This window comes from Haloarcula limicola, assembly GCF_010119205.1.
Classification (GTDB): Archaea; Halobacteriota; Halobacteria; order Halobacteriales; family Haloarculaceae; genus Haloarcula; species Haloarcula limicola.
In genome coordinates this window covers 461316-483853 of the sequence record NZ_WRXM01000001.1, presented here as the reverse complement: position 1 = coordinate 483853, position 22538 = coordinate 461316, and the positions used below count along the sequence as shown (strand labels likewise).

Below are 22538 nucleotides of genomic sequence, written 5' to 3'. Positions count from 1 at the left end.
CGGAGGTGTCCGTGTCCTGAAGCCACTGTTGAGTGACAATCACATGGGCCACCCTTTGTTACGTATTACATATCCCTCGGGCGCGAGACGGTCCCCCGGGAGAAACGACACAATACCAACGTAGTTGTAGGAGCGTTCCGACGACGGTGCAAGTACCCCCGGGGAGGGCGAAATCTACACCTTCGAGACACAGGACGCCCATAACAATGGCTATACTTTGCTTGCCCCAAACCGTGATAGTTGCACAACTGAAGCCGACGGGACAGCGTCGGCCCGACTCCCCGCGCGGTGGTGAGGCGGGATGAGCGACACCCGGCCGCTCGAACCCGACATCGCCATCGCATCGCCGGACGTCGGCGAGACGGAGCTGCGTCGCATCCACGACGTGTTGCGCTCCGGCCACCTCAGCGGCGGCGACGAGGTGGCCGCGTTCGGCGAGGAATTCGCGGATTACTGCACAGTTGCACACGGCGTTCCGACCAGCAACGGAACGACCGCCCTCCACGCCGCCCTCGAAGCGCTGGAGCTCGGCGCGGGCGACACCGTCCTCACGACCCCGTTCTCGTTCGTCGCCACGGCCAACGCCGTGCGTCACGTCGGCGCGACGCCGGTCTTCGCCGACATCGACCCGACGACGTACAACCTGGATCCCGAAGCGGTCGAGGCGACCGCAGAATCCCACGGCGACATCGACGCCATCGTCGCCGTCCACCTCTACGGCTGTCCCGCCCCGATGGCGGAGTTGCGCGAGCTCGCCGACCGATACGACGCGGCCCTCGTCGAGGACGCCGCACAGGCCCACGGCGCGGCGTATCGGGGCCGCCCGGTCGGCAGCCTGGGCGACGTCGCCTGCTTCAGTTTCTATCCGACGAAGAACATGACGACGGGCGAGGGCGGGATGGTCGTCACGGACGACGACGTGCTCGCCGACCGGCTGCGGAGCTACATCGACCACGGCCGCGACGACGAGGGGAACCACGCCGTCGTCGGCCACAACTTCCGGATGACGGACATCTGCGCCGCCGTCGGGCGCGTGCAGTTGGAGAAGCTCGACGACTACGTCGACGCTCGGCGAGAGCACGCCGCGGCGTACGACGACGCGCTGACCGAGACCGACGTCGTCGGGCCGGTCGAACCCGACGGCTGTCGGCACGCCTACCACCAGTACACCGTCCGCTGTGACGACCGCGAAGCGCTGCGGTCTCACCTCCGAGACTACGGCATCAGCCCCGCGGTGTACTACCCGACCCCGATACACGAGGAACCGGCCTACGACGACGTCGACGCGTCGCTCCCGGTGGCGGAACGCGCGGCGGAGGAAGTCCTCTCGCTGCCGGTCCATCCGTCGCTCTCGGCGGACGACGTCCGGCGGATCACAGTCGCGCTCACGGAGTACGAAGCATGAACACGAGAAATCCGCTCGCCGCCGGCGTTATCGGCGTCGGGAGCATGGGAAAGCACCACGCGCGCGTGTACAACGAACTCCCCGGCGTCGAGCTCGCCGGCGTCGCCGACGCGAACGACGCGGCGGCCGCCGAAGTCGCCGCCGAGTACGGGACCGGCGTCGCGGACGCGGACGACCTCCTGGACGTGGTCGACCTCGTCTCCATCGCCGTCCCGACGCGGTTCCACTATCACGTCGCCTCGAAGGCCATCGAGGCGGGCACCGCCGTCCTCATCGAGAAGCCCTTCGTCAGCAACCCGCAGCACGGCCGCGAACTCATCCGCCACGCCGACGACGTCGGCGTCCAGTTGCAAGTCGGTCACGTCGAGCGGTTCAACCCGGTCGTGGACGTCCTCAAGGACGTCCTCGCCGACGTCGAACCGATCGCCGCCTCGGCCCGCCGTCTCGGCCCGCCGGTCTCGCGCGACGTCGAGGACGACGTGGTCATCGACCTGATGATACACGACATCGACGTCGTCTGCTCGCTGTTCGACGACGACGTGGCGGGCGTCAGCGCCCTCGGCGCGTGCAACGGCGACTACGCCGACGCGCAGATCGAGTTCGCGGGCGGCACCGTCTGCTCGCTGACCGCCAGTCGCGTCACGCAGGAACGGATACGCGACCTCTCGGTGACCGCCCGGGAGTGTCACGTCGACGTCGACTTCATGGACCAATCGATGCGCATCTACCGCCACTCGGACCCGTCCTACCACACGAAGGACGGCGACGTCAGGTACAGCCAGGAGAGCATCATCGAGCGCCCGGCCGTCGAGAGCGACGAACCGCTCAAGCGGGAACTGCGCTCGTTCGTCGACTGCGTTCGCGAGGGGGAGACCCCGCGCATCACCGGCGACGACGGCCTCCGCGCGCTCTCGATAGCCAACGAGATAAGCGACCTCGCGTCCGCTCACGGGCTCGAACACAGGGAGGTGAGCGTCAGTGACGGCAGCACGACCTGAGGGGGCGCTCTACGCCGCAGAGACCGGTGGGCTGGCGATCCAGGAGGCGTTCGCCGACGGCGAGATCCCGGTCGCCGTCTACGGGCTCGGGAAGATGGGGCTGCCGCTCGCGGCCGTCCTCGCCGACGTGACGGGGAACGTCACCGGCGTCGATATCGACCCCGAGGTGGTCGACGCGGTCGAAGCGGGCGAGTCCCCCGTCGGCGGCGAACCCGGGCTCTCCGAGCTCGTCGCCGAGACGGCGGCCGACGGGTCGCTGACCGCGAGCGCCGACCCCGCCGCGGCCGCCGAGGCGGCGCGGATGCACGTCCTCATCGTCCCGACGCTGCTGGACGAGACGAACGAGCCGGACCTCTCGGCGCTGCTCGCAGCCGTCGACGCCGTCGGCGAGGGGCTCGACTCGGGCGACCTCGTCGTCGTCGAGTCGACGGTGCCGCCGGGGACGACCCGCGACGTGGTCACGCCGCGTCTGGCGGAGCGGAGCGGGCTGGACCCGTCGTCGTTCGGCGTCGCGTTCTGCCCGGAGCGGACCGCGAGCGGGCGCGCGCTACGGGACATCCGCGGTGCCTACCCGAAGGTCGTCGGCGGCGTCGACGACGAGAGCGAGCGCGTCGCGGGCCTGCTCTACGAGGAGGTGACGAGCAACGAGGTCATCCGCGTCGGCGACGCGACCACCGCCGAGTGCGTGAAGGTGTTCGAGGGGATCTACCGCGACGTGAACATCGCGCTCGCCAACGAACTCGCGCGCGTGACCGACCCCTTGGACGTGGACGTCAACCGGGCCATCGAGGTGGCCAACACCCAGCCGTTCTGTGAGATCCACGACCCCGGTCCGGGCGTCGGCGGCCACTGCATCCCGCTGTACCCGCACTTCCTCACCTCGCAGGTCGACATCCAGTTGCCGCTTATCGAGACGAGCAGGTCCGTTAACGACGCCATGTCGACGTTCGTCGCCAACGCCGTCGTCAGGTGCCTCGACGACCGGGATGTCGACGTGGCGGACGCGGACGTGTTGCTACTTGGCGTCGCCTACCGCGCGGGCGTCGACGAGACGCGAAAGACGCCGGCCCGCCCGATCGCGGACAGGCTCTCGAAACTCGGCGCGTCAGTATGGGCCACCGACCCGGTCGTGGACGTGTCGAGTGTCCCGGAGTTCGAGGCGACGCCGCTCGACCACGGCGACATCGAGGACGCTGCCGTGCGCTTCGACGCCGTCGTCCTCGTGACGGCCCACGAGGAGTACGAACGCGTCGACTACGGCGCGTTCGAGGACGCGGTCGCGGTCGATACGCGAGCGGCCCTCGACGGTGAGTCATTGCCTACGTACACGGTCGGTAGCGGCACGCGATGAGCGCGCCGTTCGATTTTGACCTGTTAACGCGCGTCTCGGTGACGAACGCGCGAACGAGTTCGTAGCGCCCGCCTTATGTGTAAGAATGTTTTCATAACAAAGTATTAAGTGCTAATCGCGTGACTGATTTGACACGCGCTTGGGTTCGGACGGTACCACTGGTCACGACCCACGGGGGTGCGGTCGAGACCTTCCCGACGCGGTTCCCGAAACGCCGTCCGAAACCACGCCGTCGAGGGCTATCCATGAGCACACAGGACCAACCCACCACCGGAACGAGCATCGAGGAACCAGGACGCCAAGGTCAGTCGATGGAGGCCGAGCAGGGGGTGCCGGCCGACGTCGAGGCGGAGGAGGCCGAGCAGAGTTCGCTCTCGCTCGACCTGATATTCGAGATCCTGAAGAACAGCCGTCGCCGCGAAGTGCTGCACTACCTCCGCGAGGCGGACCCGGACGAACGGGTCTCGCTGGGAGAGCTGGCCGAGCACGTCGCGGCGATCGAGAACGACACTACCACGGACGCGCTGACGTCCAGCGAGCGAAAGCGCGTCTACGTCGGGCTGTATCAGTGTCACCTCCCGAAGATGGACGACATGGGCGTCGTCGACTTCAATCAGGACAGGGGTCACGTCGCGCTCGCGCCCGCGGCCGACCACCTGACGGAGTACCTCGACACGCCGAGCGACGCGGCCGCCGTCCCCTGGCACCGCTACTACGCCGCCATCTCGGGCATCGGTCTCGCCGTACTGACTCTCTCGGTGGCCGCCGGACTCACGGGCGGCGTGTTGATGGCGCTCGTCGGCCTCGTCGTCGGGACGTTCACCTTCTGTTCGGCCTGCCACTGGCTGGCCGAGTCCCGTACCGACGACTGACTGCGGCGCGACCGGCGCTGTCCCGACCGTCTCCACCGCTTCTTCACTTTCGCCGGCGACCACAGCAGCGGCCGCCGTAGCGACTGTCACCGACTACGAGAGCGGTGTGTGCCGAATCGGCCGCTCAGCGACGAGCGCACGGCGACGCGAGCAGCGGAGCCGTCGAGTCGAGAACGACGACAGTCTCGACCGACCGCGTCGAGTTCGTGGCCCGATCCAAGCAAGTCCCAGGGGTCGGGTATCAGATCACGACGGCGCGCTCCCTTCGGGATTCGACTCACTCCGTTTTCGCCAACGTTCACGATTGTTCAGATAGTTCACGTCGCTCGGCCGACTGTCAGACGAAACGGGCGCTATCTGGCGGTAGGACTGGCTTACACCAGGCTAAAATCCGCATCGAAGTCATCGTTAGCGCGCGAAAAGGGCGTTTAACTCCGCGGTATACCGCCGTTACGTATCGCTCTCTTCCCGACGGAACCGCTCTACGTCCGCGGTTCGATATTCTGGTTCAGGTGGAAGACGTTCTCCGGGTCGTACTTCGTCTTGACCTCGACCAGTCGGTCGTAGTTGTCGCCGTACAGCATCGTCGTCGGGTCCTCGGCGAATCCGGGGAAGTTGCCGTACCGACCGGACGCGACGTCGAGCGACGCGACCTCGTCGAAGAGGTCGCGCGCCCACTCGACGTTCGCGTCGTCCCCGCTCTCGTCCTCCCAGTTGGCTTCGACGGTGAGCATGAACGGCTTGTCGCGGTGCCAGAACGCCGTCGCGTCCCGCGGCACGTCGGCGACGGCACCGCCGAGGTGCCAGACGTCGACCGTCGAGAGGTGCGAGGGGGCCGACTCGTTGTAGCGGATGGCGATGTCCACCACCTCGTCGGTGAGGTCGGTGAGGAAGACGGACTTCCAGTAGTAGCGTAGCCCGTCGGGGTAGTCCTCGTCGAGCATCGACTGGAGCGTCTCGTAGGGTATCGGTCCGCTGAGGTCGGCGATGGGCGTCGCGGCCTCGCGCAGCGGCGCGTAGACGTCCTCGGCATCGCCGATCTCGCCGCGGAACGAGCCGAGCAGGGCGATCGCCGGCTCGCCCCACGACGGTTCCGGGAACTCGTCGAGTTCGGGGATGTGTGCGAGGAACGGCAACGCGCCGGCGTTCCGAGGGGCGTCGTCGGCCCACTCGCGGAAAGCGTCGAAGACGGTCTCGGCGTCGTCGCCGTGGAACCAGACGAAGAAGGCGTACACCTCCGGACCGACCTCGTGGAGTTCGTACTCGAAGGACGTGACGACGCCGAAGTTGCCCCCACCGCCGCGGATCGCCCAGAACAGGTCCTCGTGGCCGTTCTCGCTGACGGTCAGCACCTCGCCGTCCGCGGTCACCACGTCCGCCGACACCAGGTTATCCGCCGCGAGGCCGTACTCCCGAGAGAGGTGGCCGTAGCCGCCGTTGAGCGTCAGTCCCGCGATTCCGGTCTGTGAGACGGCCCCGAGCGCCGTGGCGAGACCGAACACCTGCGTCTCGTGGTCGACGTCGCCCAGTTCCGCGCCGCCGCCCGCCCGGACGGTCCGCGCGTCCCGGTCGACGCGGACGCCGTCCATCGGCGAGAGGTCTATCAGTAGCCCGCCCTCCGTGACCGACTTCCCCGCGACGTTGTGGCCGCCGCCGCGGACGGATATCTCGAGGTCGTTCTCCCGCGCGAAATCGACGCAGGCGACCACGTCTGCCGTCCCGGTACATCGGGCGATGAGCGCCGGTCGCCGGTCTATCATCGCGTTCCAGATGGCTCTGGTCTCGTCGTACGCGGGATGGTTCGGAGTGATTATTTCGCCCCGTACGCGCTCTCGAAGCGGCGCGACCTGCACGTCCGGCAGTTCCGCCGGGCTGTCTGACGGTTCCTGAGACATGCGAACAGGGACGCGGTCCGAGAGCGTAGTTATGCGCTGAGAATCGCCGACGGCGTTCGGGTAGGCCGGCCTTCGGTCAGTCATCTCGGGCGAGCGGTATCGCCGAAAATGACGACGGTCGGGCGCCTAGGGCGGTCATACTCTCCGAGCGGGCAGCCCTCAGTCGGCCCCGGCTCGGTACCGATGACCGGCTCCGGCCCGCTGCACGGAGATTCATTACGCGAGCGATACAACAGTTCGACATGGAGTCGTACGATTTCGCGGTCGTCGGATCCGGGTCCGGGCTCAGCGTGGCGAGCGTCGCGGCGAGCCGGGGCCAGTCCGTCGCCGTCGTCGAGAAGGGGCCACTCGGCGGGACGTGTCTCAACCGCGGCTGTATCCCCTCGAAACTGCTGCTGTATCACGCCGACGTCCTGGAGACGGTGCGACGGGCCGGGGAGTTCCACGTCGACGTCGAAGTACGGGACGTCGATTTCGGAACTATCGTCCGCGAGGTGACCGAAGAGGTGGCCGGAGAGGCCGAGGCGATTCGTCACGGACTGCGCGAGTCGCCGAACCACACGCTGTTCGAGGGTGAGGGGCGCTTCGTCGACGAGCGAACTATCGAGATTACCGGCGGAAACGACGCCGGCACCCGAATCGAGGCGGAGAACGTCCTGATAGCCGCCGGGACGCGCCCGACGATTCCGGACGTAGACGGCATCGACGACGTCGAGTACCTGACGAGCACGGAAGCGCTCAGACTGGAGACGCCGCCCGAGCACCTCGTCGTCGTCGGCGGCGGCTACATCGCCGCGGAGTTAGCGCACTTTTTCGGGACGTTCGGCAGCGACGTGACTATCGTCGGCCGCCGTCCGCACTTGCTCCCCGAGGCGGACGGAGAAGTGGCCGAACTGTTCACCGACCGGTACGCCGACCGCTTCACCGTCCACACCGGCCACGCGGTCACGGCCGTCGCCGAAGGCGACGACGGGACGGTGACGCTGACCGCGCGCCCGTACACGTACGGCGAGGGCGAGGACGCAGCGGACGGCGAGTCGGGCGGGATCGACGACGACGCGGACCCGGTCACGGCGACGGGAGACGCCCTCCTGATCGCCGCCGGACGGCGGCCGAACACGGACGCGCTGAACCTCGACGCGGCGGGCGTCGCCGTCGACGACGCGGGGTTCGTCGAGACCGACGAGTACCTGCGGACGACCGCCGACGGCGTCTGGGCGCTCGGCGACATCGTCGGGGAGTACCTCCTGAAACACAGCGCCAACCACGAGGCCCGCGCCGTGATCCGCAACCTGTTCGGCTCGGAGCGCCAGCCGGTAGACTACACCGCCATGCCCTTCGCCGTGTTCGCATCGCCGGAAGTCGCCGGCGTCGGGGCGCGCGAGTCGGACCTGGTCGCGGCCGGCAGGGAGTACGCGACTTCGACCTACCGCTACGAGGACACCGCTCGCGGGAACGCGATGCACGCCGAGGGTCTCGTGAAGGTACTCGTCGCGCCCGACGGCGAGATCCTCGGGACGCACATCGTCGGCCCGGACGCCTCAGCGCTGATTCAGGAGGTCGTCGTGGCGATGAAGGCCGGAACGGGGACCGTCGCCGACGTCCGCGAGTCCGTCCACGTCCACCCGGCGCTGCCGGAAGTGGTCCAGCGCGCCTTCGCCGGGCGGTTCACGCACGGGAGCCACGGTCATCACCGCCACGACTGAGCGCCGACCGGTCGCCCGAAGGGGTCAGTCGTCGGCCGCCGCTTCGACTTCCTCCCAGCCGTCTCGGACGTCTCCCTCCGAGACGTCCATGTCGTGTTTCTCGTCCGCGTGCGTTCGGACCAGGCCGATCACCTCTCGGTCGTCGTCCGGTCGCGACAGACCGGACTTTCGAGGGAGCGTGCCCCCGGGCGATCACGGCGGGCGCTCGCGATTCTGTCGTCTCGCAGGTGTCAATTGGACAGTATTATGTCGCTCTGCACCGATCTATCACCAGTATGGGAGACACCAAAGAGGGCCGCGACGAGAAGGGCCTGCGCGAGGACGAACGACAGCGCGAGGAAGAGCTGGAGGCGGAACTCGAAGAACGCGAGGACGCCGAGGAGCGACGCGGAGAGCGCGAGGAGCGGGACGCCGAGGCGGAACTGGCCGACGACGAGTGAGACCCGGCCGCCGCTCGGCGAGAGAGATGCGCATCGGTTACAGAAGCGACGCCGCGTCCAGTTCGGCTCGCCGAACTGGACGCGGGTGATGTCCGGTCTGACGCTCGCCCCGCCGTTCCCGCCTGAGCCGAGGTCGGCACGTTATCCTGGGGCGTCACGCTGGGGGTGGTCCGGATGCGTCGCTCCGTCCCAACGCGTTCCGTGCCGCGACGCAGTCCGAGGACAGGACCAGTGAGGGCCTCGACACTGGACGCGACAGCCCCACGTTGTGGACGGTCCATTATGAGCATACACGGGTTACTGCCCGCCACGGCGCAGTAAGGTGGCGAATCACACGGTGAGTCACTACCTTCGTTGAGTAAACGAGTAACTTCTAGTATAAACGTGAACGCTAACCGTACTGATGGTGGTAGCTCCCGGTGGCAGCACGGGACCAGTTTCACACCGTAGCGCGGTTTCGACCCGATATCGTACTCCAGTCGGGACGTACCTTTAAGTGTTGCTGAATCGTCAGTTCGATACTACCATGTCTCCGAGACGGCGATCGAACCCACGGCGGCAGGGACAGCGCGAATTGCCCGACCGACGGATTCCGTTTCCCGTCGACATCGTCGACAGGGGAGACGAGTTCGTCGTCTCCGCGGAACTCCCGGGTCTCCGGAAACAGGACCTCGACATCAGCGTTCGGAAGCACCGTCTCCAGATCGTCGCCGACCCGAACGGGGACCGGGCGAGCGGCACCTACCTCAGGCGAGAGCGCGGCCCGGCCGGTCGAAGTCGGGTCGTCGAGTTACCCGAACCGGTGGCGGAGAAGCGGGTCTCGGCCTCCTACGACGCCGGCGTTCTCCGCGTGACGTTACCGAAACTGCGGAGGCGCAAGCGAATCGACGTGGAGTGAACGCCGCCGGCTCACTCCAACCGCTCGACGACGCCGCGGGTGCCGTCGACCCTGACCCGGTCGCCGCTCCGTAGTCGCGTCGTCGCGTCTTCGACGGCGACCACCGCGGGGATGCCGTACTCGCGGGCGACGAGCGACCCGTGGGTGAGCCGCCCGCCGACCTCCGTCACGACGGCGGCGGCGTTCGGGAACAGCGGCGTCCACCCGGGGTCGGTGTAGGGCGCGACGAGGACCTCGCCCCTCGATAGCCGCGTCTCGCTCGGGTCCGTGACGACGCGGACCACGCCCTCGGCGACGCCGGGTGCGGCACCCGTCCCGAGCAGCCGTCCCGTCGTCGCCTTAGTTGTCGGCGTCGGGTGCTCGCCGTCGCTCGTGAGGATACTGGGCGCGGTGAGTCGCTCGTGTCGCTCGAACTCCCGACGGCGGGCGGCGAAGTCGACGCCGGTGAGCGTCCGGGGGTCGTCCAGCGCCGCGCGGAGTTCGTCCGAGAGTACCGGCCCCTCCCGGGACGGACCGATCCGATAGTCGAGGACGGTCCCGTCCTCACCGACGCGTATCGAATCCGCCGTCGACCGGCCCGAGACCTGTCGGTCGCCGCGGCCCGGTCCGGCCTCGACGACGGAGACGGTGCGGCTCCCGTTCACCGGGTCGGCGGTGAAGAGGATGCCCGAGACGTCCGGTTCCACGAAGCGCTGGACGACGACGGCCATCGCCGCGTCCGCGGCGGCGATGTCGTTCCGGGCGCGGTAGGCGACCGCCCGGTCGGTGAACAGGCTGGCCATGCAGTCCCGCACCGCCGTCGTCACAGCGTCGACGCCCTCGACGCCGAGAAACGAGTCGTACTGGCCCGCGAAGGAGGCTCCGGGGAGGTCCTCCGCGGTCGCAGAGGATCGCACCGCGGACGGTCCGTCGAGGAGGTGCCGTTCGAGGCCGTCCACGGCTCCCGCCGGAAGCGGTCGCTCGCGCAGCAGGTCTCGGAGCGACGCGGCGGCGGCCGACCGCGCCTCGTCGTCGCCTCGCGCGACGGCCGCGTCGAGGTCGTCGAGCCGGTCGGTGATCTCGGGCGCGTCCGCGAGCAGTCGGTACGTCGCCGTCGTCACGACGACGCCGTCGGGAACGGGGAAGCCGAGCGCGCGCAGCCGCGCGAGCGTCGCTCCCTTCCCGCCGCTCACCGACGGCTCCGCGGCGACCGGGTCGTCGAACGGGAGCACTAGGTCTGTCATCTACTCCGAGGCGATAGGCACTGGAGCGATAAGGACATGTCTGTCATACCGGCCCGGACGCGGGCTGTAACGTCCGGCTACGGGACGGGCGTCGTCGTCACGTCCAGCGTGCGAGTCTGCGGGCCGTCACACTCCACGAAGAGGACGGACTGCCACGTCCCGAGGTCGAGGTCGCCGTCCGCGACGGGAACCGAGGCGCTCGACCCGAGTAACATCGCCCGGAGGTGAGCGTCGGCGTTGTCGTCGATCCGGTCGTGAGCGTACCCCTCCTCGCTGGGCGCGAGTCGGTCCAGCGCCCGTTCGACGTCGTCGAGCAATCGCCGCTCGTGCTCGTTGACGCAGATACCGGCGGTCGTGTGTCGCACGAACACTGTACAGACGCCTCGCTCGACGCCGTCCGGGACGGCCTCGGTTATTTTCGAGGTGATATCCTCGACGGTGACCCGCTCGTCCGTGTCGATCTCGATTCGCATGTTCGCGGGGACGCCGGCCGGCGTGATGAAAGTGCGGCTCACGCTGCCACCGAGAGCACGAGGTGGTCGCCGTCGCGTTCGAACGTCGTCCCGAACGGCTCCGAGAGGCGGCGCATCCGGTCGCGGCTCCACGCGGCGGCCGTCTCGCTCGCCGCGTGCACGGCGAAGTCGGCGATCTCCGTCGGCACCAGTCGGAGCGCCGTGACGCGTCCGCCGGGCGTCACCGACAGTTCGAAGAGGAAACTCCGGTCGTTCCGGAGCCGCTCGTCCACCGCGTAGTCGTCGACGAAGTCGCCCGTGTCGTAGCAGACGAGCGAACCGTCGTACACCTCGACGCCCTGGAAGACGTGGGCACTGTGGCCGTGGACGACGTCGACGCCCGCGTCGACCAGCCAGTGCGCGAACTCGCGGAACGGCTCCGGCGGCTCCGTCCGCATGTTCGGCCCCCAGTGCAGGGAGGCGACGAGCAGGTCCGGGTCGCGCTCGCGCGCCCGATCGAGTGTCTCGCCGACCGTCCGTCGGACGGCCGCGTCGGTCGGGTCGGTCTCGACGTGCGCGGTCCCCGGCGAGGCGTCAGTCGCCGCGTACTCGGGGGTGTTGTCGGTCAGCGAGACGACGGCCACGTCGAGGTCGGCGACGGCCACCTCCGCCGGCCGAAACGCTTCCGAACGAACCCGACCGGCTCCGGCGTGAGCGATACCCGCCTCGTCGAGCGCGTCGAGCGTGTCCAGCAGCGCCGGTTCCTCGAAGTCGAGGACGTGGTTGTTCGCGAGCGCACAGCAGTCGACTCCGGCGGCTTCGAGCGCCGGAACCGCCCATCTGGGGCTCGCTCGGAAGTGAAAGGCGCGGTCGGTCCGCCGCCACGGCCGGCCCCGCGTCGAGAGACAGCATTCGAGGTTGACGAACAGGCCGTCGAGCGCGACGAGACGCTCCCGGAGGTCGCCCCAGACCGCCGTCACCCGCCGGTGTCGCTGCCGTTCGTCCACGAGCCGGCCCAGCATCACGTCGCCGGCCAGTCCGAGTCTGATCGCCGTCGGTGTGTTCACTGGATTCACCGCCGTCTCGTCGCCGCTCAGGCTCGGGCCGGTGCGCCGACGACGACCACTTTGCAGTCGGCCAGTTCCCGGACCTTCCGGCCGACGCCGGAGAAGTGCGTGTCGTGACTGCCGTGCTCGCCGACGACGATAGTCTCGGCCCCGACGTCCGCGGCGTACTCGACGATGACCTCGTGGGGCAGGCCGTGGCGGGAGTCCCCCTCGACGCGGACGCCGCTGCCCGCCGCCATCTCCGAGACTTCGGCGACGCACATGTTGGCGTGGTCCTCGGCGTATATCGTCGACAGCTCCGCCGAACTCAGCGCCGGTTCGTTGAACCGCCGCTCGTCGACGACACAGAGGACGTGCAGCGTCGCGCCCGTCTCCTTGGCGCGGTCGATCGCGTGTTTCGCGGCCGCGCGAGCGTACTCGCTCCCGTCCGTCGCTAACAGGATGTGCTCCATACCTGGAGTACCACGCATCAGTAGTTAAGTTTTTGTCACTACCCCGCGGTTGCGGAGTCCCACAACTATAGGAGCGTCCCCCGCGACGACCCTGCATGAACGACCGCATGGCCATCCTCGGGGGAACGTTCACGCCCCTCCACGACGGGCACCGCGCCCTCCTGCACAGCGCGTTCCAGACCGCCTCGCACGACGGGGACGGCGACGGCCACGTCGTCGTCGGTCTGACCTCGACCGACCTGGCGACGGAGACCCGAAGCGACCCCTCGCACGCCGAACTGCTCGGTCCGTTCGACGCCCGGCGGGACGCGCTGGAACAGACGCTCGAACGCGTCAGCGGGGCCTACACGGCGACCTACGAGATATCGAAGCTTACCGACGCGTACGGACCCGCAGTGAGCCGCGAGAACGCCGACGCCCTCGTCGTCGCTCCGGAGGGGAAGGCGCATCGGCGCGCCCACGACCTGAACGACGAGCGGATCGACCGCGGGTTCCGCCCCCTCGAGATCCACACCTCGCCGTTCGTCGTCGCCGAGGACGGCCACCGCATCAGTAGCACGCGCATCCGCGACGGCGAGATCGACCGCCACGGCCGCCTGCTATCGGGAGAATCTCCCCCTGATTCCGACCGCATGCGGTAACAAAGGTATGCCTGTTATCGAAAGACGGCGGCGGTAACGACTGATTACCGCCGCGCTGACCGCGTTCGAGGTCAGTCACCCGACTCGCTCTCGGGGTCGTCGTACGTCTCGGCGAGGCCGTCCGCCCGCACCATCGCGGAGACGTACTCCGAGAGCGTCTCGGCCGACGCCGCGCCGCCCGCCGTGACGTCGCGCGTCCCGCTCGTCTCCTGTTCCTGCTCGGTCACGAACTCCTCGGTCCCGGTCACCTCGACGAAGACGCTCCGCAACTCCTGCTGTCGCGTCCCTCCGGCACTCGCCGACGCGGGCCGGTCGGTACTCACGGGTCCGCCCTCCGGTGCGCGTCCCTGTCTCGCTTCGCCGGGGCCGGATTCGTGTCATGGAGTATCATGATACGTCTGCACACTGCGGAGACGGTATTTAGTATTCGCCGCCCACGCCGCCGTAGCGAGGTCCTAGCCCGCCGTCTGCTTTCGGCCCGTCGAGGGACGCTCGACGCTTCGATTTCGCCCGCGAACCGGTCGCTCGAACGGAATATCACCTCACAGATCACGCCCCTCGCTCCGAGTAGGGGCGTCCTACGGAGCGGCGACGCTCACTCGGCGTCGTCGAGCAGGCAGTCACAGCCGCCGTTCTCGATGAACTCCGTCGCGGAGTACTGGGTCCCGCAGCGCTGGCAGAGCACCTGTGCCTCCACGAACACCTCGAAGTCCTCGACGGCGATCCGCTCCGTGTCACGCAGTTTCTCGATGCGGTCCTCGGTCACCGAGAGCGTCCGGGTGAGCAGCCGCTGGATGCTCTCGCGGTCGTTCGCTCGCTTCTCCTCGTCGGAGGGGTGGTCGTACTCCGCGCCGCGCCACTCCTTGAGGTACGAGCGGATCGCCTGATACGTGACGAAGTCCGTCTCCACCGCGTCCACGTCCACGCCGTTCTGTTCGAGGCGGTTCCGCGTGTCGGTCCGGACGCCGGTGCTCACCTCGTCGTCCGTGAGGTTGACGTAGGTGCTGTCGACGTCCGTATCGAGCGTGCTCATCCCCGCGTCTCGAAGCGCCTGTTCCAGCAGCTGCTTGTTGAAGTAGTCGGCGAGGTCGCGGAGGCTCATCCGCTCGACGCCCTCGCCCGTCCATCGCGTCTCCAGGTCCGCCCCGAGCCCGTCGAGTTCGTACTCGTCGATGAGTCGCGCGACTTTGCTCGGCGGCCGGTCGTCGGTCGTCTCTGACATCTCTTACCTTCCCTTCGCAACTGGCACTTAAAAAGGCTGCTGTGCTCAGATGGTGGTGACGCGCTCGTAGTCGCTGTCGAGCGCCTGCGCGTCCTCTTCGAGGAGCGCGATGACGAGGAAGTCGGCGTAGTCGGCGAAGTAATCGACCAGCGCGGCGATGCGGTCCGAGTCGATCGCTTCGAGCGAGTCCAGCAGCATGAACGGCACCGTCTCGTGGAGGTCGTGGACGAGGTAGCCCGCCAGCGCGAAGATGAGGCCGACGACCTCGCGCTCGCTCTCGCTGAGGTGGTCGACCGTGTCCTCGTAGGCCGCGCCGTTCTCGGTGCTTCTGACGATGTGAAGCTCGAAGGCGCTCTTCTCGACCTTCCGACGGCCCTCTCGAACCGTCCGTTCGAGCCGTTCGATCCAGACCCGTTCGAGGTTCTCGTAGCCGAGGATATCGAGGACGGCCTCCATGTGTTCGTTGAACGCCTCGACGGCGTCTTCCTCGATCTGTCCGACCTTCGTCCGCTTGTCGGTGAGTTCGTCCATGAGGGCGTCGCGCTCCTCGCGCAGGTCGTCGGCGTCGTCGACCCGACCCTCGATCTCCTCGATCTCCTCGCTGACGTCGTCCAGGTCGGATTCGAGGCTGTCGATCTCGAACTCGAGCTGGTTGGCCTCCTTGTGGAGCGTGAGGATGTCCTCGAAGTCCTCGGATTCGAGGTCCTCGACGGCCGTCTCCAGGTCTTCGACTTCGGACTTCTGCTCGTCTCGCTGCTCTTTCAGCGAATCGATCTGCTCGGTGCGCTGATCGAGTTCGTCCTCGATGTCGTCGATCTTCCGCTGGAGTTGCTCGCGTCGCTGCTGTTTCTGCTCGGCCTCGCGCTGGTCACTCTTCAGCTCTTCGAGGTCGTCTTTCACCGACGAGAGCTCCGAGAGCTTCTCCTCTCTGAGGTCCTGCAGGCGGTCGATGGTCGACTCGATCTGTTCCTGCTCGACGGTGGAGCCACACGTCCAGCAGACGACCTGGTCCTCGTCACCGTCGTCGAGCAGCTGCTCGGTCAGGGCACCGCCGTCCGCGGTTTCGCCGCCGTCGCCTTCGAGGGTATCGAGGACGTCGTAGTCGCCCGACTCGATCCGCTCCTCGTTGTACTGGATGAGGCTCTGCAGATCCGAGATGTCGCTGTTGAGTTCCTGCCGTCGCTCCCGGAGCCGGTCGATCTCGCTCTCGAGGTGGTCCTTATCGCCCATCGGCGCGTCCGGGAGGTCCTCGAACTCGTCTTCGAGCTCGCTCTGTTCCTGGTTGAGCGAGGTGACGCTCGCTTCCTGAGACTCTATCTGCTGCCGCAGCGATTCGAGGTCCGACCGGGTCGAACGGAGTTCGTCGAGCTTCTCTTCGAGCTTCTCCTGTTCCCGTCGACTCTCCTGAACGTCCCGACTGCTCTCGTCGATCTCCTCTTCCTTTGCGGCGAGTTCCTCGCGCTTCTCCTCGATCTGTTCGCGCAGGGAGTTCCGGCGCTGTTCGAGGTCGGGGAGGTCGCGCTGTCGGGACTCGATGGTGGCCAGTTCCTCGTTTATCTCGCCTTTCTCCTCCTCTAGCTCCTCGATCTCGCGTTTGATCGCCTCGGTGTCGACCGGGCGCATGATCATGTCCCGGAGGTCGTCGCTGCGGGCGACCGACTGGCGCGCTTCGTTGGTCTCTAAGAGGAACGCGAACAGGTCCGCGACGTCGGAGTCGTCGAGGTAGCCCTCGCCCGAGAACTGGAGGCTGTCGCCGGCCCGAGTGAGCGTTCGCTTATACGTCTCGCCCCGGAACTCCATCTCGACGCTCCCCTCGTCCGCGTCGCCCTTGAGCGTCGCCTGGCGGCTCCCCATCGCGGCCATGATCGACTGCAGGAAGGACGTCCTGTTGGTGGCGTTCTTCCCCGAGAGGACCGTCACACCGCTCGAGACGGAGAGTTCGGCCTCGTCGATGCCACCGATATTCTCGACGGCAAATCTGGCATTTTCTGCGAGTTCCTCTGATGTAGACATATCGATGGCAAGACTCTGTAGTGTAATAAATCTTCTTACATCCTACGCATCATTGGCTGTCTCAACGGGATTCGCCACTGAGAGCAACCCCACAACGAACATAGCGTCGTTTTCGATCGCAACTAAATAACAAAAGTACGTACATTATTATTCTGGCGCTCGACCCGGGACGCTACCGGTTCGGCGAGCAGGGGCGGCTGGCAATCGGTACCCTCATCGATAGTGTTACTCTTCGCCGCATCCAATCGAGTGTCCGATCAACGTCGGTCTCAGAACGATACGGAGACGGTCCGACCCCGCTCTCCGTCGCGTCGCGACGGCTGTTCGGCAGACTCGAACGCGGCGACGACCGTCTCAGCGGTCTATCCGGGGCGTGCGCTTCGCTGTAATCCGCTGGACGGCCCGTCACTCCGAACGCGATGAACCCCGGGAGCAGTGTCGAATCCATGTTCCCTGGTACCAATACTTGTTCGCGAGGGCCGAACCTCTTTCAGAGATGCCTTCGAGAGCAGTATCCCGTAGACGCCGTTCGAAGGGAGTGGACGGCCGAGCGACCGGAACTTCGTTCGACGGTCCTCCGGCGAACGAGATCATTTCCCTAGCGAGAGTCCCGCCCGAACGGCCTCGTCCGAGTCCTCTTCCGCCCGGAACTCGAAGCCGAAGTAGTCCTCGTACCCGGCGTCGTCGATGGCTTCGACGATATTCGGATAGTTGAGTTCGCCGGTCCCGGGTTCGCACCGACCGGGAACGTCGGCGACGTGGATGTGCCCGACCTCCTCGACGTTTTCTGTCACCGTCTCGATGATGTTCCCCTCGGTCACCTGCTGATGATACACGTCGTAGAGGAGTTCCACCGCCGGGCTATCGACGGTCCGGACGATATCGAACCCCTCCGCCGCCGCTTCGAGGAAGTACCCCGGATGGTCGACGGCGGTGTTCAGCGGTTCGAGGACCAGCGTGACGCCGGCCGCCTTCGCCGCGGGCGCAGCGGCCGTCAGTCCCTCGACGACGAGTTCGCGCTGTCGCTCTCTGGGGATATCGTCCCGTTCGTCGCCCGTGAGGACGAACAGCGTCGGACAGCCGAGGTCCGCTGCGACCTCGACCGACCGCTCGATCTCGGCCACCGTCTCGTCGACGCGTTCGGGGTCGGTCAGCGGTCCCTCCGTGCCCACCATCCCGACGAGGTCGAGACCGTGTGCGTCCAATTCTCGTTCGACGGCATCGAGGTCCTTGTCCCGCCACGTCCAGAACTCGACGGCGTCGACCCCGAGGTCGGCGACGGGTTCGAAGCGGTTGATGAAGGCTCGGTCGGTGTACAGCATCTCCAGACAGACCGACAGCGCCGGCATCAGTCTCGCCTCCGGTTCGATTCGTGGAATCTCCTGGGTAGTCGTCGGGAGGTACGCCTGCCGCTTCGGTCGCTACGTTGTGACATCACGGACGGCGATTGGCGTCCCCACTCAATAGCGTTTGCCCCGTTTGTGAATTCGGCTTCTCGGGCGGCCGAAACCTTATGCGACGGGGCGACGAACGCGTCGATACGCTCGGTCACCAGCCGATCGTTTCCGATTCCAACCATGAAAGCAGCAGTGTACCACGGACCGGAAGACGTTCGCATCGAAGACGTACCGGCGGACGAGGTCGGCCCTTCGGACGTTCGCATCGACGTCGCGTGGTGCGGTATCTGCGGGACGGACCTCCACGAGTACCTCGGCGGCCCGATCTTCGTCCCGGACGAGCCCCATCCCCGGACCGGGAAGACGCTCCCGCTGACGCTCGGCCACGAGTTCACCGGGAGAATCGCGGAGGTGGGGGCAGACGTATCGCGCCTCTCGGTCGGCGACCGCGTCGTCGTCGAGCCGAACATCCCCTGCGGCGAGTGTTACTACTGCGAGGAGGGGCGGTACAACCTCTGTGAGAACGCCGCGGCCATCGGCCTCCAGACGGACACGGGAGGCTTCGCCGAGAACGCCGTCGTCCCGGAACAGCAGGTCCACGAACTGCCCGCCGAGGTATCGCTGCGAGACGGGGCGCTGGTCGAGCCGCTCGCCGTGGGCCTCCACGCGGTTCGCCGAGCGGACATCAGTCCCGGCGACACCGCCGCCGTCTTCGGGGCCGGCCCGATCGGCCTCACGGTCGTTCACGCGGCGCAGTCGGCGGGTATCAAGCGTCTGTTCGTCTCCGAACCGCAGGCGGTCCGCCGGGAGAAGGCGGCCGAGTTGGGCGCGGACGTGACGATAGACCCGCTCTCGACGGACCCCGTAGAGCGCATCAAAGCGGAGACACCGGGCGGCGTCGACGCCGCCTTCGAGTACGCCGGCGTCGACCCCTCGTTCAACGCGGCCGTAAAGAGTACGCGCCGGGGCGGCACCGTCACCGTGGGTGCCGTCTTCGAGGAGGAGACCTCGACGGACCTCAAGGAGATCGTCACCACCGAGCGGACGGTGCTCGGGAGCCAGACCTACGCGTACCCGCCGCTGTCGTTCCGCTCCGAGTTCGACGCCGTCATCCGGTCGCTCGCGGCCGACGAGGTCGACACCGACGCGTTCGTCTCGGCGACCATCGACCTGGACGACATCGTCGAGGAGGGGTTCGAGGCCATCGGCGACCCGGAGAACGGCCACGTCAAGGTGCTCGTCTCGCCCTGACGGCCCTATCGTTTTTTGTCCGTCTATGTCATCAGCTACCGTATGCCGCGTGCACTCGTCGTCGTAGAACCGGAACCGCGCGTCAGAGAGTTACTGGACGTCGCCAGCGACTTCGCCCGCGGGTCGGGCGCGCAGTTGCTCCTGTTTCACGTCACCGATACGTTTGACGGCAGCGCCGTCCGCGAGCGGATGCGCGAACTCACCGGGATCGATCACAACTATCGGTCCGGTATCGAGGGCGCGGAGGAGTTCGCCGGCGACCTCGGCAGAGAACTGCTCGCTGACGACGTGGACTTCGCCGTCGAGGGCGCGTTCGGCGAGACGGCCCAGCGGATCGTCGCCGCCGTCGAGGAGTTCGACTGCACGCACGTCTTCCTCACCGGCCGTCGGCGGTCGCCGACGGGCAAGGCAGTCTTCGGCGATACAGCACAGGAAGTCCTCCTGAGCGTCGACGTGCCGGTGACGCTCGTGATGGAGTGAAGTGAGACATCAGATAGAGCGGTAATGACTACGCCTGCGCCTCGGTGTCAGAGGCCGTCCGCAGATCGGCGGGCATCTCCCCGGAGACCATCATCTGGACGATGTCCTCTTTGGTCACCGCGTCGGTGTCGACCGTGCCGACGAGGTCGCCACTGTCGAGGATGGTGACGCGGTCGGTGAGTCCGAACACCTCGTCCATGTTGTGCGTGATGAGGAGGACGGTGATGCCCTCGTCGTTGAGCGTCCGGACGAGCTCGCGCACCCGCCGCGCCGAGTCGGCCGACAGCGCGGAGGTCGGCTCGTCCATGATGACGAGGTCGGGGTCGGTGACGAGCGACCGGGCGATGGCGATGGCCTGTCGCTCGCCGCCCGAGAGGAACTCGACGCGGGCCGTCGGGTCGATCTCGAGGTTCAGCCGACTGCGGATGATCTCCTCTGACTGCTCGTTCATCGTGTCCCAGTCGACGACGGAGACGCCGGCGAACTTCTTCATCGGGTTGCGAGCGAGGAACAGGTTCGCCGAGACCGAGAGCGTATCCACGAGCGCGAGGTCCTGATACACCGTCGAGATGCCGTATTTGCGGGCCTCCTTCGGGTTCGAGATGCGGACCCGTTCGCCGCGGATGTACACCTCGCCGGCGTCCGGCTGGTGGACGCCCACGAGGGTCTTGATGAGCGTGGACTTCCCCGACCCGTTGTCGCCGAGCAGCCCCATTATCTCGCCCTCCCGTACTTCCAGGTCGACGCCGTTCAGCGCGACGACGCGGCCGAAGTGCTTCTCGATGCCGCGCATCTCCACGAGGTTATCCGTGCTACCGTCAACCATGAGAATCGTTACACCGTTCGGTCACATAAGCGTTTCCCGCAGCGCGGTCTCGGCCCGCTAGACAGGCCGCTCCGGAGCGGCGAATCAGTCGTCGCCGGCGGCCTCTTCCTCCGCTTCGGCGCTCTCCTCGCCGGGGCGCTCTCCGGCCTCGTAGCCCTCGCCGAGCCCCGGGAGGTGCCACGCGCCGGTCATGATGCCGCCCGTCTCCGTCGAATCGCGCTCGACGACGGCCTCGACCAGCGCCGGACCGTCGTGTTCGACCATCGCTTCGAGCGCCGAATCGAGGTCGTCGGCCTCGAAGACGCGCTCGGCGAACTCGACGCCCATCGACTCGGCCATCCCGACGGCGTCGTAGTCGTGCTCTTCGTCGAACTCCGTCGCAATGACGCGGTCCCAGCCGGACTGGGTGACCTGCAGGTTCCGGATCGAGAGCCACGCGTGGTTGTTGAGCACGAGGACGTTCACGTCGATGTCCTCCTGCACCGCGGCGATGAGCTCCTGATTGCAGTGCAGGAAGCTCCCGTCGCCCTGAACCGAGACGACCTGTCTGTCCGGCGCGGCGAGCTTCGCGCCCATCGACGCGGGCAGCGAGAAGCCCATCGTCGAGAACCCGCCCGCGGAGATGTTCGAGCGCGGTTCGTACACCGGGAACTCGGGGTTCGTGATGTCCTGCGGGTGGCCCGCACCCGACGTGACGATCGCGTCGCGGTCGAGGACTTCGCGCAGGCCGCCCAGCACGCGGGCCATGCTCAGCGGTACCGAGTCGTCGGTATGGCGCTCCTCGATGCGCTCTTCCCAGTCCTCCCAGCGGCGCTGTACTTCCTCGTAGTACTCGTTGTCCTCGGTGCCGACGGGGTCGGTGCGCTCTTCCAGCTCGTCGCGGAGCTGGCGGGCGACGACTTTGGCGTCGCCCTGCACGCCGACCTCGACGGGGTAGTTCTTTCCGATCTCGTGGCTGTCGACGTCGACGTGGACGAGCTTCGTCGGCGGGATCTCGAAGCTCACGCCGGGGTCGAACGACGACGTGTGGAGGTCGGAGAACCGACAGCCCAGCGCGAGGATCACGTCGGCGCTGCTGCAGAGCTCGTTGCCGGCCGTCGTCCCCCACGCGCCCGCGTAGCCGACGAACAGGTCGTGGTCCTCGGGGACGATGCCCTTCCCCTGAAACGTCGGGCTGACCGGCGCTTGCAGGAACTCCGCGAGTTCGCGCACCTCGTCCCACGCCTCGGCGAGCATCGCGCCGCCGCCCGCGACGATGACCGGGCGCTCGGCGTCAATCAGCAGCTCCGTCCCCTCGGAGACCGCTCGCGGGTCGCCGGCCGGCCGATACTGCGCCCGCGAGCGCGTCGGGTCCGGGATGTCCACGTCGGCGACGGCGGCCTGTACGTCCATCGGGATTTCGACGTGGACCGGCGCGGGCCGTCCCGTCACCGCCTCCTGAAACGCCCGGCGAAGCGTCCGGGGCAACTGTTCGACGTCGTGGACCTGGAACGTCTGTTTCGTGATGGGTTCCATCACGTTCGGGAAGTCGCCGGGGCGTTTGCGCTCTATCTCCTGGAGGATGCCCTGTCCGTACTCGTGGGTCTGCGGGCCGCCGGTGAGGACGACCATCGGCACCGAGTCGACGAACGCAGTCGCAACGCCCGTCACCGTGTTCGTCGCACCCGGACCAATTGAGGTGAACACGACCAGCGGATCGCCGCTCACACGGGCGTAGCCGTCCGCGAGGTGTGCCGCTCCCTGCTCGTGACGCGGTTGGACCACGTCCACCGACGAGTCGTTGAACGCGTCGATCATCAGCGTGCTCCCGTGGCCCGGAATGCCGACGATGTACTCGACGCCCTCTCGCTCCAGGTACTCGGCGATGATTTCACTGCCGTTCAGGCGAACCATGGCGAGAGATTCGGCAACTGCGCTCTTATAGGTTGTGGGGTGTTGGCAAGCATCAT

At 67.2% G+C, this 22538-nt stretch carries 21 protein-coding genes; 10 read left to right on the top strand and 11 right to left on the bottom strand.

Annotated features, from left to right (window positions below):
• Window positions 1-301 precede the first annotated feature (301 nt).
• The 4 genes from GO488_RS02485 to GO488_RS02470 all read left to right on the top strand — a co-directional run bounded on the left by GO488_RS02485 (window position 302) and on the right by GO488_RS02470 (window position 4626).
• On the top strand, window positions 302-1405 hold the full coding sequence (locus GO488_RS02485) for a DegT/DnrJ/EryC1/StrS family aminotransferase (RefSeq protein ID WP_162316220.1): 1104 nt from the start codon (window positions 302-304) through the stop codon (window positions 1403-1405).
• Entirely contained in the window at window positions 1402-2403 is a 1002-nt protein-coding gene (locus GO488_RS02480; protein WP_162316219.1) for a Gfo/Idh/MocA family protein, read from the top strand. Before GO488_RS02485 ends, GO488_RS02480 begins: the two co-directional genes overlap by 4 nt.
• Entirely contained in the window at window positions 2384-3754 is a 1371-nt protein-coding gene (locus GO488_RS02475) for a nucleotide sugar dehydrogenase (RefSeq protein WP_241692879.1), read from the top strand. The genes GO488_RS02480 and GO488_RS02475 overlap by 20 nt, the downstream gene beginning before the upstream one ends.
• Before the next feature lie 245 nt (window positions 3755-3999).
• A complete protein-coding gene (locus GO488_RS02470; RefSeq protein ID WP_241692878.1) occupies window positions 4000-4626 on the top strand; it encodes a DUF7344 domain-containing protein in 627 nt (208 codons plus the stop codon).
• Window positions 4627-5108: 482 nt separating this feature from the next.
• On the opposite strand, the gene GO488_RS02465 is transcribed toward GO488_RS02470, so the two are convergent.
• Window positions 5109-6521: an FAD-binding oxidoreductase gene (locus GO488_RS02465; protein ID WP_162316218.1), complete on the bottom strand. Its 1413-nt coding sequence runs from the start codon at window positions 6519-6521 to the stop codon at window positions 5109-5111.
• A 242-nt stretch (window positions 6522-6763) separates the two neighbouring features.
• On the opposite strand from GO488_RS02465, the gene GO488_RS02460 reads away from it, so the two are divergent.
• The 3 genes from GO488_RS02460 (at window position 6764) to GO488_RS02450 (ending at window position 9565) form a co-directional block, all read left to right on the top strand.
• A complete protein-coding gene (locus tag GO488_RS02460; protein WP_162316217.1) occupies window positions 6764-8227 on the top strand; it encodes a dihydrolipoyl dehydrogenase in 1464 nt (487 codons plus the stop codon).
• 275 nt (window positions 8228-8502) lie between these two features.
• Window positions 8503-8667: a hypothetical protein gene (locus GO488_RS02455; protein ID WP_162316216.1), complete on the top strand. Its 165-nt coding sequence runs from the start codon at window positions 8503-8505 to the stop codon at window positions 8665-8667.
• 526 nt (window positions 8668-9193) lie between these two features.
• Complete coding sequence (locus tag GO488_RS02450) at window positions 9194-9565, top strand: Hsp20/alpha crystallin family protein (RefSeq protein ID WP_162316215.1); 372 nt, start codon at window positions 9194-9196, stop codon at window positions 9563-9565.
• A gap of 11 nt (window positions 9566-9576) precedes the next feature.
• On the opposite strand, the gene GO488_RS02445 is transcribed toward GO488_RS02450, so the two are convergent.
• The 4 genes from GO488_RS02445 to GO488_RS19875 form a co-directional block, all read right to left on the bottom strand.
• Window positions 9577-10788 (bottom strand): PEP/pyruvate-binding domain-containing protein, encoded by a 1212-nt coding sequence (locus GO488_RS02445; protein ID WP_162316214.1) that lies wholly within the window; start codon window positions 10786-10788, stop codon window positions 9577-9579.
• 77 nt (window positions 10789-10865) lie between these two features.
• The gene (locus GO488_RS02440; RefSeq protein WP_162317518.1) at window positions 10866-11261 is read right to left on the bottom strand and encodes a secondary thiamine-phosphate synthase enzyme YjbQ; all 396 of its coding nucleotides are present in this window, start codon (window positions 11259-11261) and stop codon (window positions 10866-10868) included.
• A 38-nt stretch (window positions 11262-11299) separates the two neighbouring features.
• Window positions 11300-12262 (bottom strand): CapA family protein, encoded by a 963-nt coding sequence (locus tag GO488_RS19880; RefSeq protein WP_162317517.1) that lies wholly within the window; start codon window positions 12260-12262, stop codon window positions 11300-11302.
• Window positions 12263-12333: 71 nt separating this feature from the next.
• A complete protein-coding gene (locus GO488_RS19875) occupies window positions 12334-12759 on the bottom strand; it encodes a universal stress protein (protein WP_162316213.1) in 426 nt (141 codons plus the stop codon).
• Between the two features lie 95 nt (window positions 12760-12854).
• On the opposite strand from GO488_RS19875, the gene GO488_RS02425 reads away from it, so the two are divergent.
• Window positions 12855-13400 carry a phosphopantetheine adenylyltransferase gene (locus GO488_RS02425; RefSeq protein WP_162316212.1) on the top strand — a complete coding sequence of 182 codons (546 nt, stop codon included), beginning with the start codon at window positions 12855-12857 and terminating at the stop codon, window positions 13398-13400.
• A gap of 71 nt (window positions 13401-13471) precedes the next feature.
• Here the strand turns inward: GO488_RS02425 and GO488_RS02420 are convergent, their stop codons facing one another.
• The 4 genes from GO488_RS02420 to GO488_RS02405 all read right to left on the bottom strand — a co-directional run bounded on the left by GO488_RS02420 (window position 13472) and on the right by GO488_RS02405 (window position 17984).
• Window positions 13472-13723, bottom strand: a complete 252-nt coding sequence (locus GO488_RS02420; protein WP_162316211.1) for a hypothetical protein — start codon at window positions 13721-13723, stop codon at window positions 13472-13474.
• A gap of 272 nt (window positions 13724-13995) precedes the next feature.
• A complete protein-coding gene (rdfA, locus tag GO488_RS02415; RefSeq protein WP_162316210.1) occupies window positions 13996-14622 on the bottom strand; it encodes a rod-determining factor RdfA in 627 nt (208 codons plus the stop codon).
• Between the two features lie 45 nt (window positions 14623-14667).
• On the bottom strand, window positions 14668-16635 hold the full coding sequence (locus GO488_RS02410) for an archaea-specific SMC-related protein (protein ID WP_162316209.1): 1968 nt from the start codon (window positions 16633-16635) through the stop codon (window positions 14668-14670).
• Between the two features lie 590 nt (window positions 16636-17225).
• Window positions 17226-17984 (bottom strand): hydroxypyruvate isomerase family protein, encoded by a 759-nt coding sequence (locus GO488_RS02405; protein WP_162316208.1) that lies wholly within the window; start codon window positions 17982-17984, stop codon window positions 17226-17228.
• A gap of 228 nt (window positions 17985-18212) precedes the next feature.
• On the opposite strand from GO488_RS02405, the gene GO488_RS02400 reads away from it, so the two are divergent.
• Both GO488_RS02400 and GO488_RS02395 read left to right on the top strand, forming a co-directional pair.
• Complete coding sequence (locus GO488_RS02400; protein ID WP_162316207.1) at window positions 18213-19283, top strand: 2,3-butanediol dehydrogenase; 1071 nt, start codon at window positions 18213-18215, stop codon at window positions 19281-19283.
• Between the two features lie 42 nt (window positions 19284-19325).
• The gene (locus GO488_RS02395; RefSeq protein ID WP_162316206.1) at window positions 19326-19763 is read left to right on the top strand and encodes a universal stress protein; all 438 of its coding nucleotides are present in this window, start codon (window positions 19326-19328) and stop codon (window positions 19761-19763) included.
• 28 nt (window positions 19764-19791) lie between these two features.
• Here the strand turns inward: GO488_RS02395 and GO488_RS02390 are convergent, their stop codons facing one another.
• Window positions 19792-20589 carry an ATP-binding cassette domain-containing protein gene (locus GO488_RS02390; RefSeq protein WP_162316205.1) on the bottom strand — a complete coding sequence of 266 codons (798 nt, stop codon included), beginning with the start codon at window positions 20587-20589 and terminating at the stop codon, window positions 19792-19794.
• 84 nt (window positions 20590-20673) lie between these two features.
• Entirely contained in the window at window positions 20674-22482 is a 1809-nt protein-coding gene (locus tag GO488_RS02385; protein WP_162316204.1) for a thiamine pyrophosphate-binding protein, read from the bottom strand.
• Between the last annotated feature and the right edge of the window lie 56 nt (window positions 22483-22538).

What these genes read in the sequence shown, in the direction of transcription:
- GO488_RS02485 (WP_162316220.1), top strand. Translation starts at nt 302, where the DNA reads ATGAGCGACACCCGGCCGCTCGAACCCGACATCGCCATCGCATCGCCG.
- GO488_RS02480 (WP_162316219.1), top strand. Translation starts at nt 1,402, where the DNA reads ATGAACACGAGAAATCCGCTCGCCGCCGGCGTTATCGGCGTCGGGAGC.
- GO488_RS02470 (WP_241692878.1), top strand. Translation starts at nt 4,000, where the DNA reads ATGAGCACACAGGACCAACCCACCACCGGAACGAGCATCGAGGAACCA.
- GO488_RS02465 (WP_162316218.1), bottom strand. Translation starts at nt 6,521, where the DNA reads ATGTCTCAGGAACCGTCAGACAGCCCGGCGGAACTGCCGGACGTGCAG.
- GO488_RS02460 (WP_162316217.1), top strand. Translation starts at nt 6,764, where the DNA reads ATGGAGTCGTACGATTTCGCGGTCGTCGGATCCGGGTCCGGGCTCAGC.
- GO488_RS02455 (WP_162316216.1), top strand. Translation starts at nt 8,503, where the DNA reads ATGGGAGACACCAAAGAGGGCCGCGACGAGAAGGGCCTGCGCGAGGAC.
- GO488_RS02450 (WP_162316215.1), top strand. Translation starts at nt 9,194, where the DNA reads ATGTCTCCGAGACGGCGATCGAACCCACGGCGGCAGGGACAGCGCGAA.
- GO488_RS02445 (WP_162316214.1), bottom strand. Translation starts at nt 10,788, where the DNA reads ATGACAGACCTAGTGCTCCCGTTCGACGACCCGGTCGCCGCGGAGCCG.
- GO488_RS02440 (WP_162317518.1), bottom strand. Translation starts at nt 11,261, where the DNA reads ATGCGAATCGAGATCGACACGGACGAGCGGGTCACCGTCGAGGATATC.
- GO488_RS19880 (WP_162317517.1), bottom strand. Translation starts at nt 12,262, where the DNA reads ATGCTGGGCCGGCTCGTGGACGAACGGCAGCGACACCGGCGGGTGACG.
- GO488_RS19875 (WP_162316213.1), bottom strand. Translation starts at nt 12,759, where the DNA reads ATGGAGCACATCCTGTTAGCGACGGACGGGAGCGAGTACGCTCGCGCG.
- GO488_RS02425 (WP_162316212.1), top strand. Translation starts at nt 12,855, where the DNA reads ATGAACGACCGCATGGCCATCCTCGGGGGAACGTTCACGCCCCTCCAC.
- rdfA (WP_162316210.1), bottom strand. Translation starts at nt 14,622, where the DNA reads ATGTCAGAGACGACCGACGACCGGCCGCCGAGCAAAGTCGCGCGACTC.
- GO488_RS02410 (WP_162316209.1), bottom strand. Translation starts at nt 16,635, where the DNA reads ATGTCTACATCAGAGGAACTCGCAGAAAATGCCAGATTTGCCGTCGAG.
- GO488_RS02405 (WP_162316208.1), bottom strand. Translation starts at nt 17,984, where the DNA reads ATGCCGGCGCTGTCGGTCTGTCTGGAGATGCTGTACACCGACCGAGCC.
- GO488_RS02400 (WP_162316207.1), top strand. Translation starts at nt 18,213, where the DNA reads ATGAAAGCAGCAGTGTACCACGGACCGGAAGACGTTCGCATCGAAGAC.
- GO488_RS02395 (WP_162316206.1), top strand. Translation starts at nt 19,326, where the DNA reads ATGCCGCGTGCACTCGTCGTCGTAGAACCGGAACCGCGCGTCAGAGAG.
- GO488_RS02390 (WP_162316205.1), bottom strand. Translation starts at nt 20,589, where the DNA reads ATGGTTGACGGTAGCACGGATAACCTCGTGGAGATGCGCGGCATCGAG.
- GO488_RS02385 (WP_162316204.1), bottom strand. Translation starts at nt 22,482, where the DNA reads ATGGTTCGCCTGAACGGCAGTGAAATCATCGCCGAGTACCTGGAGCGA.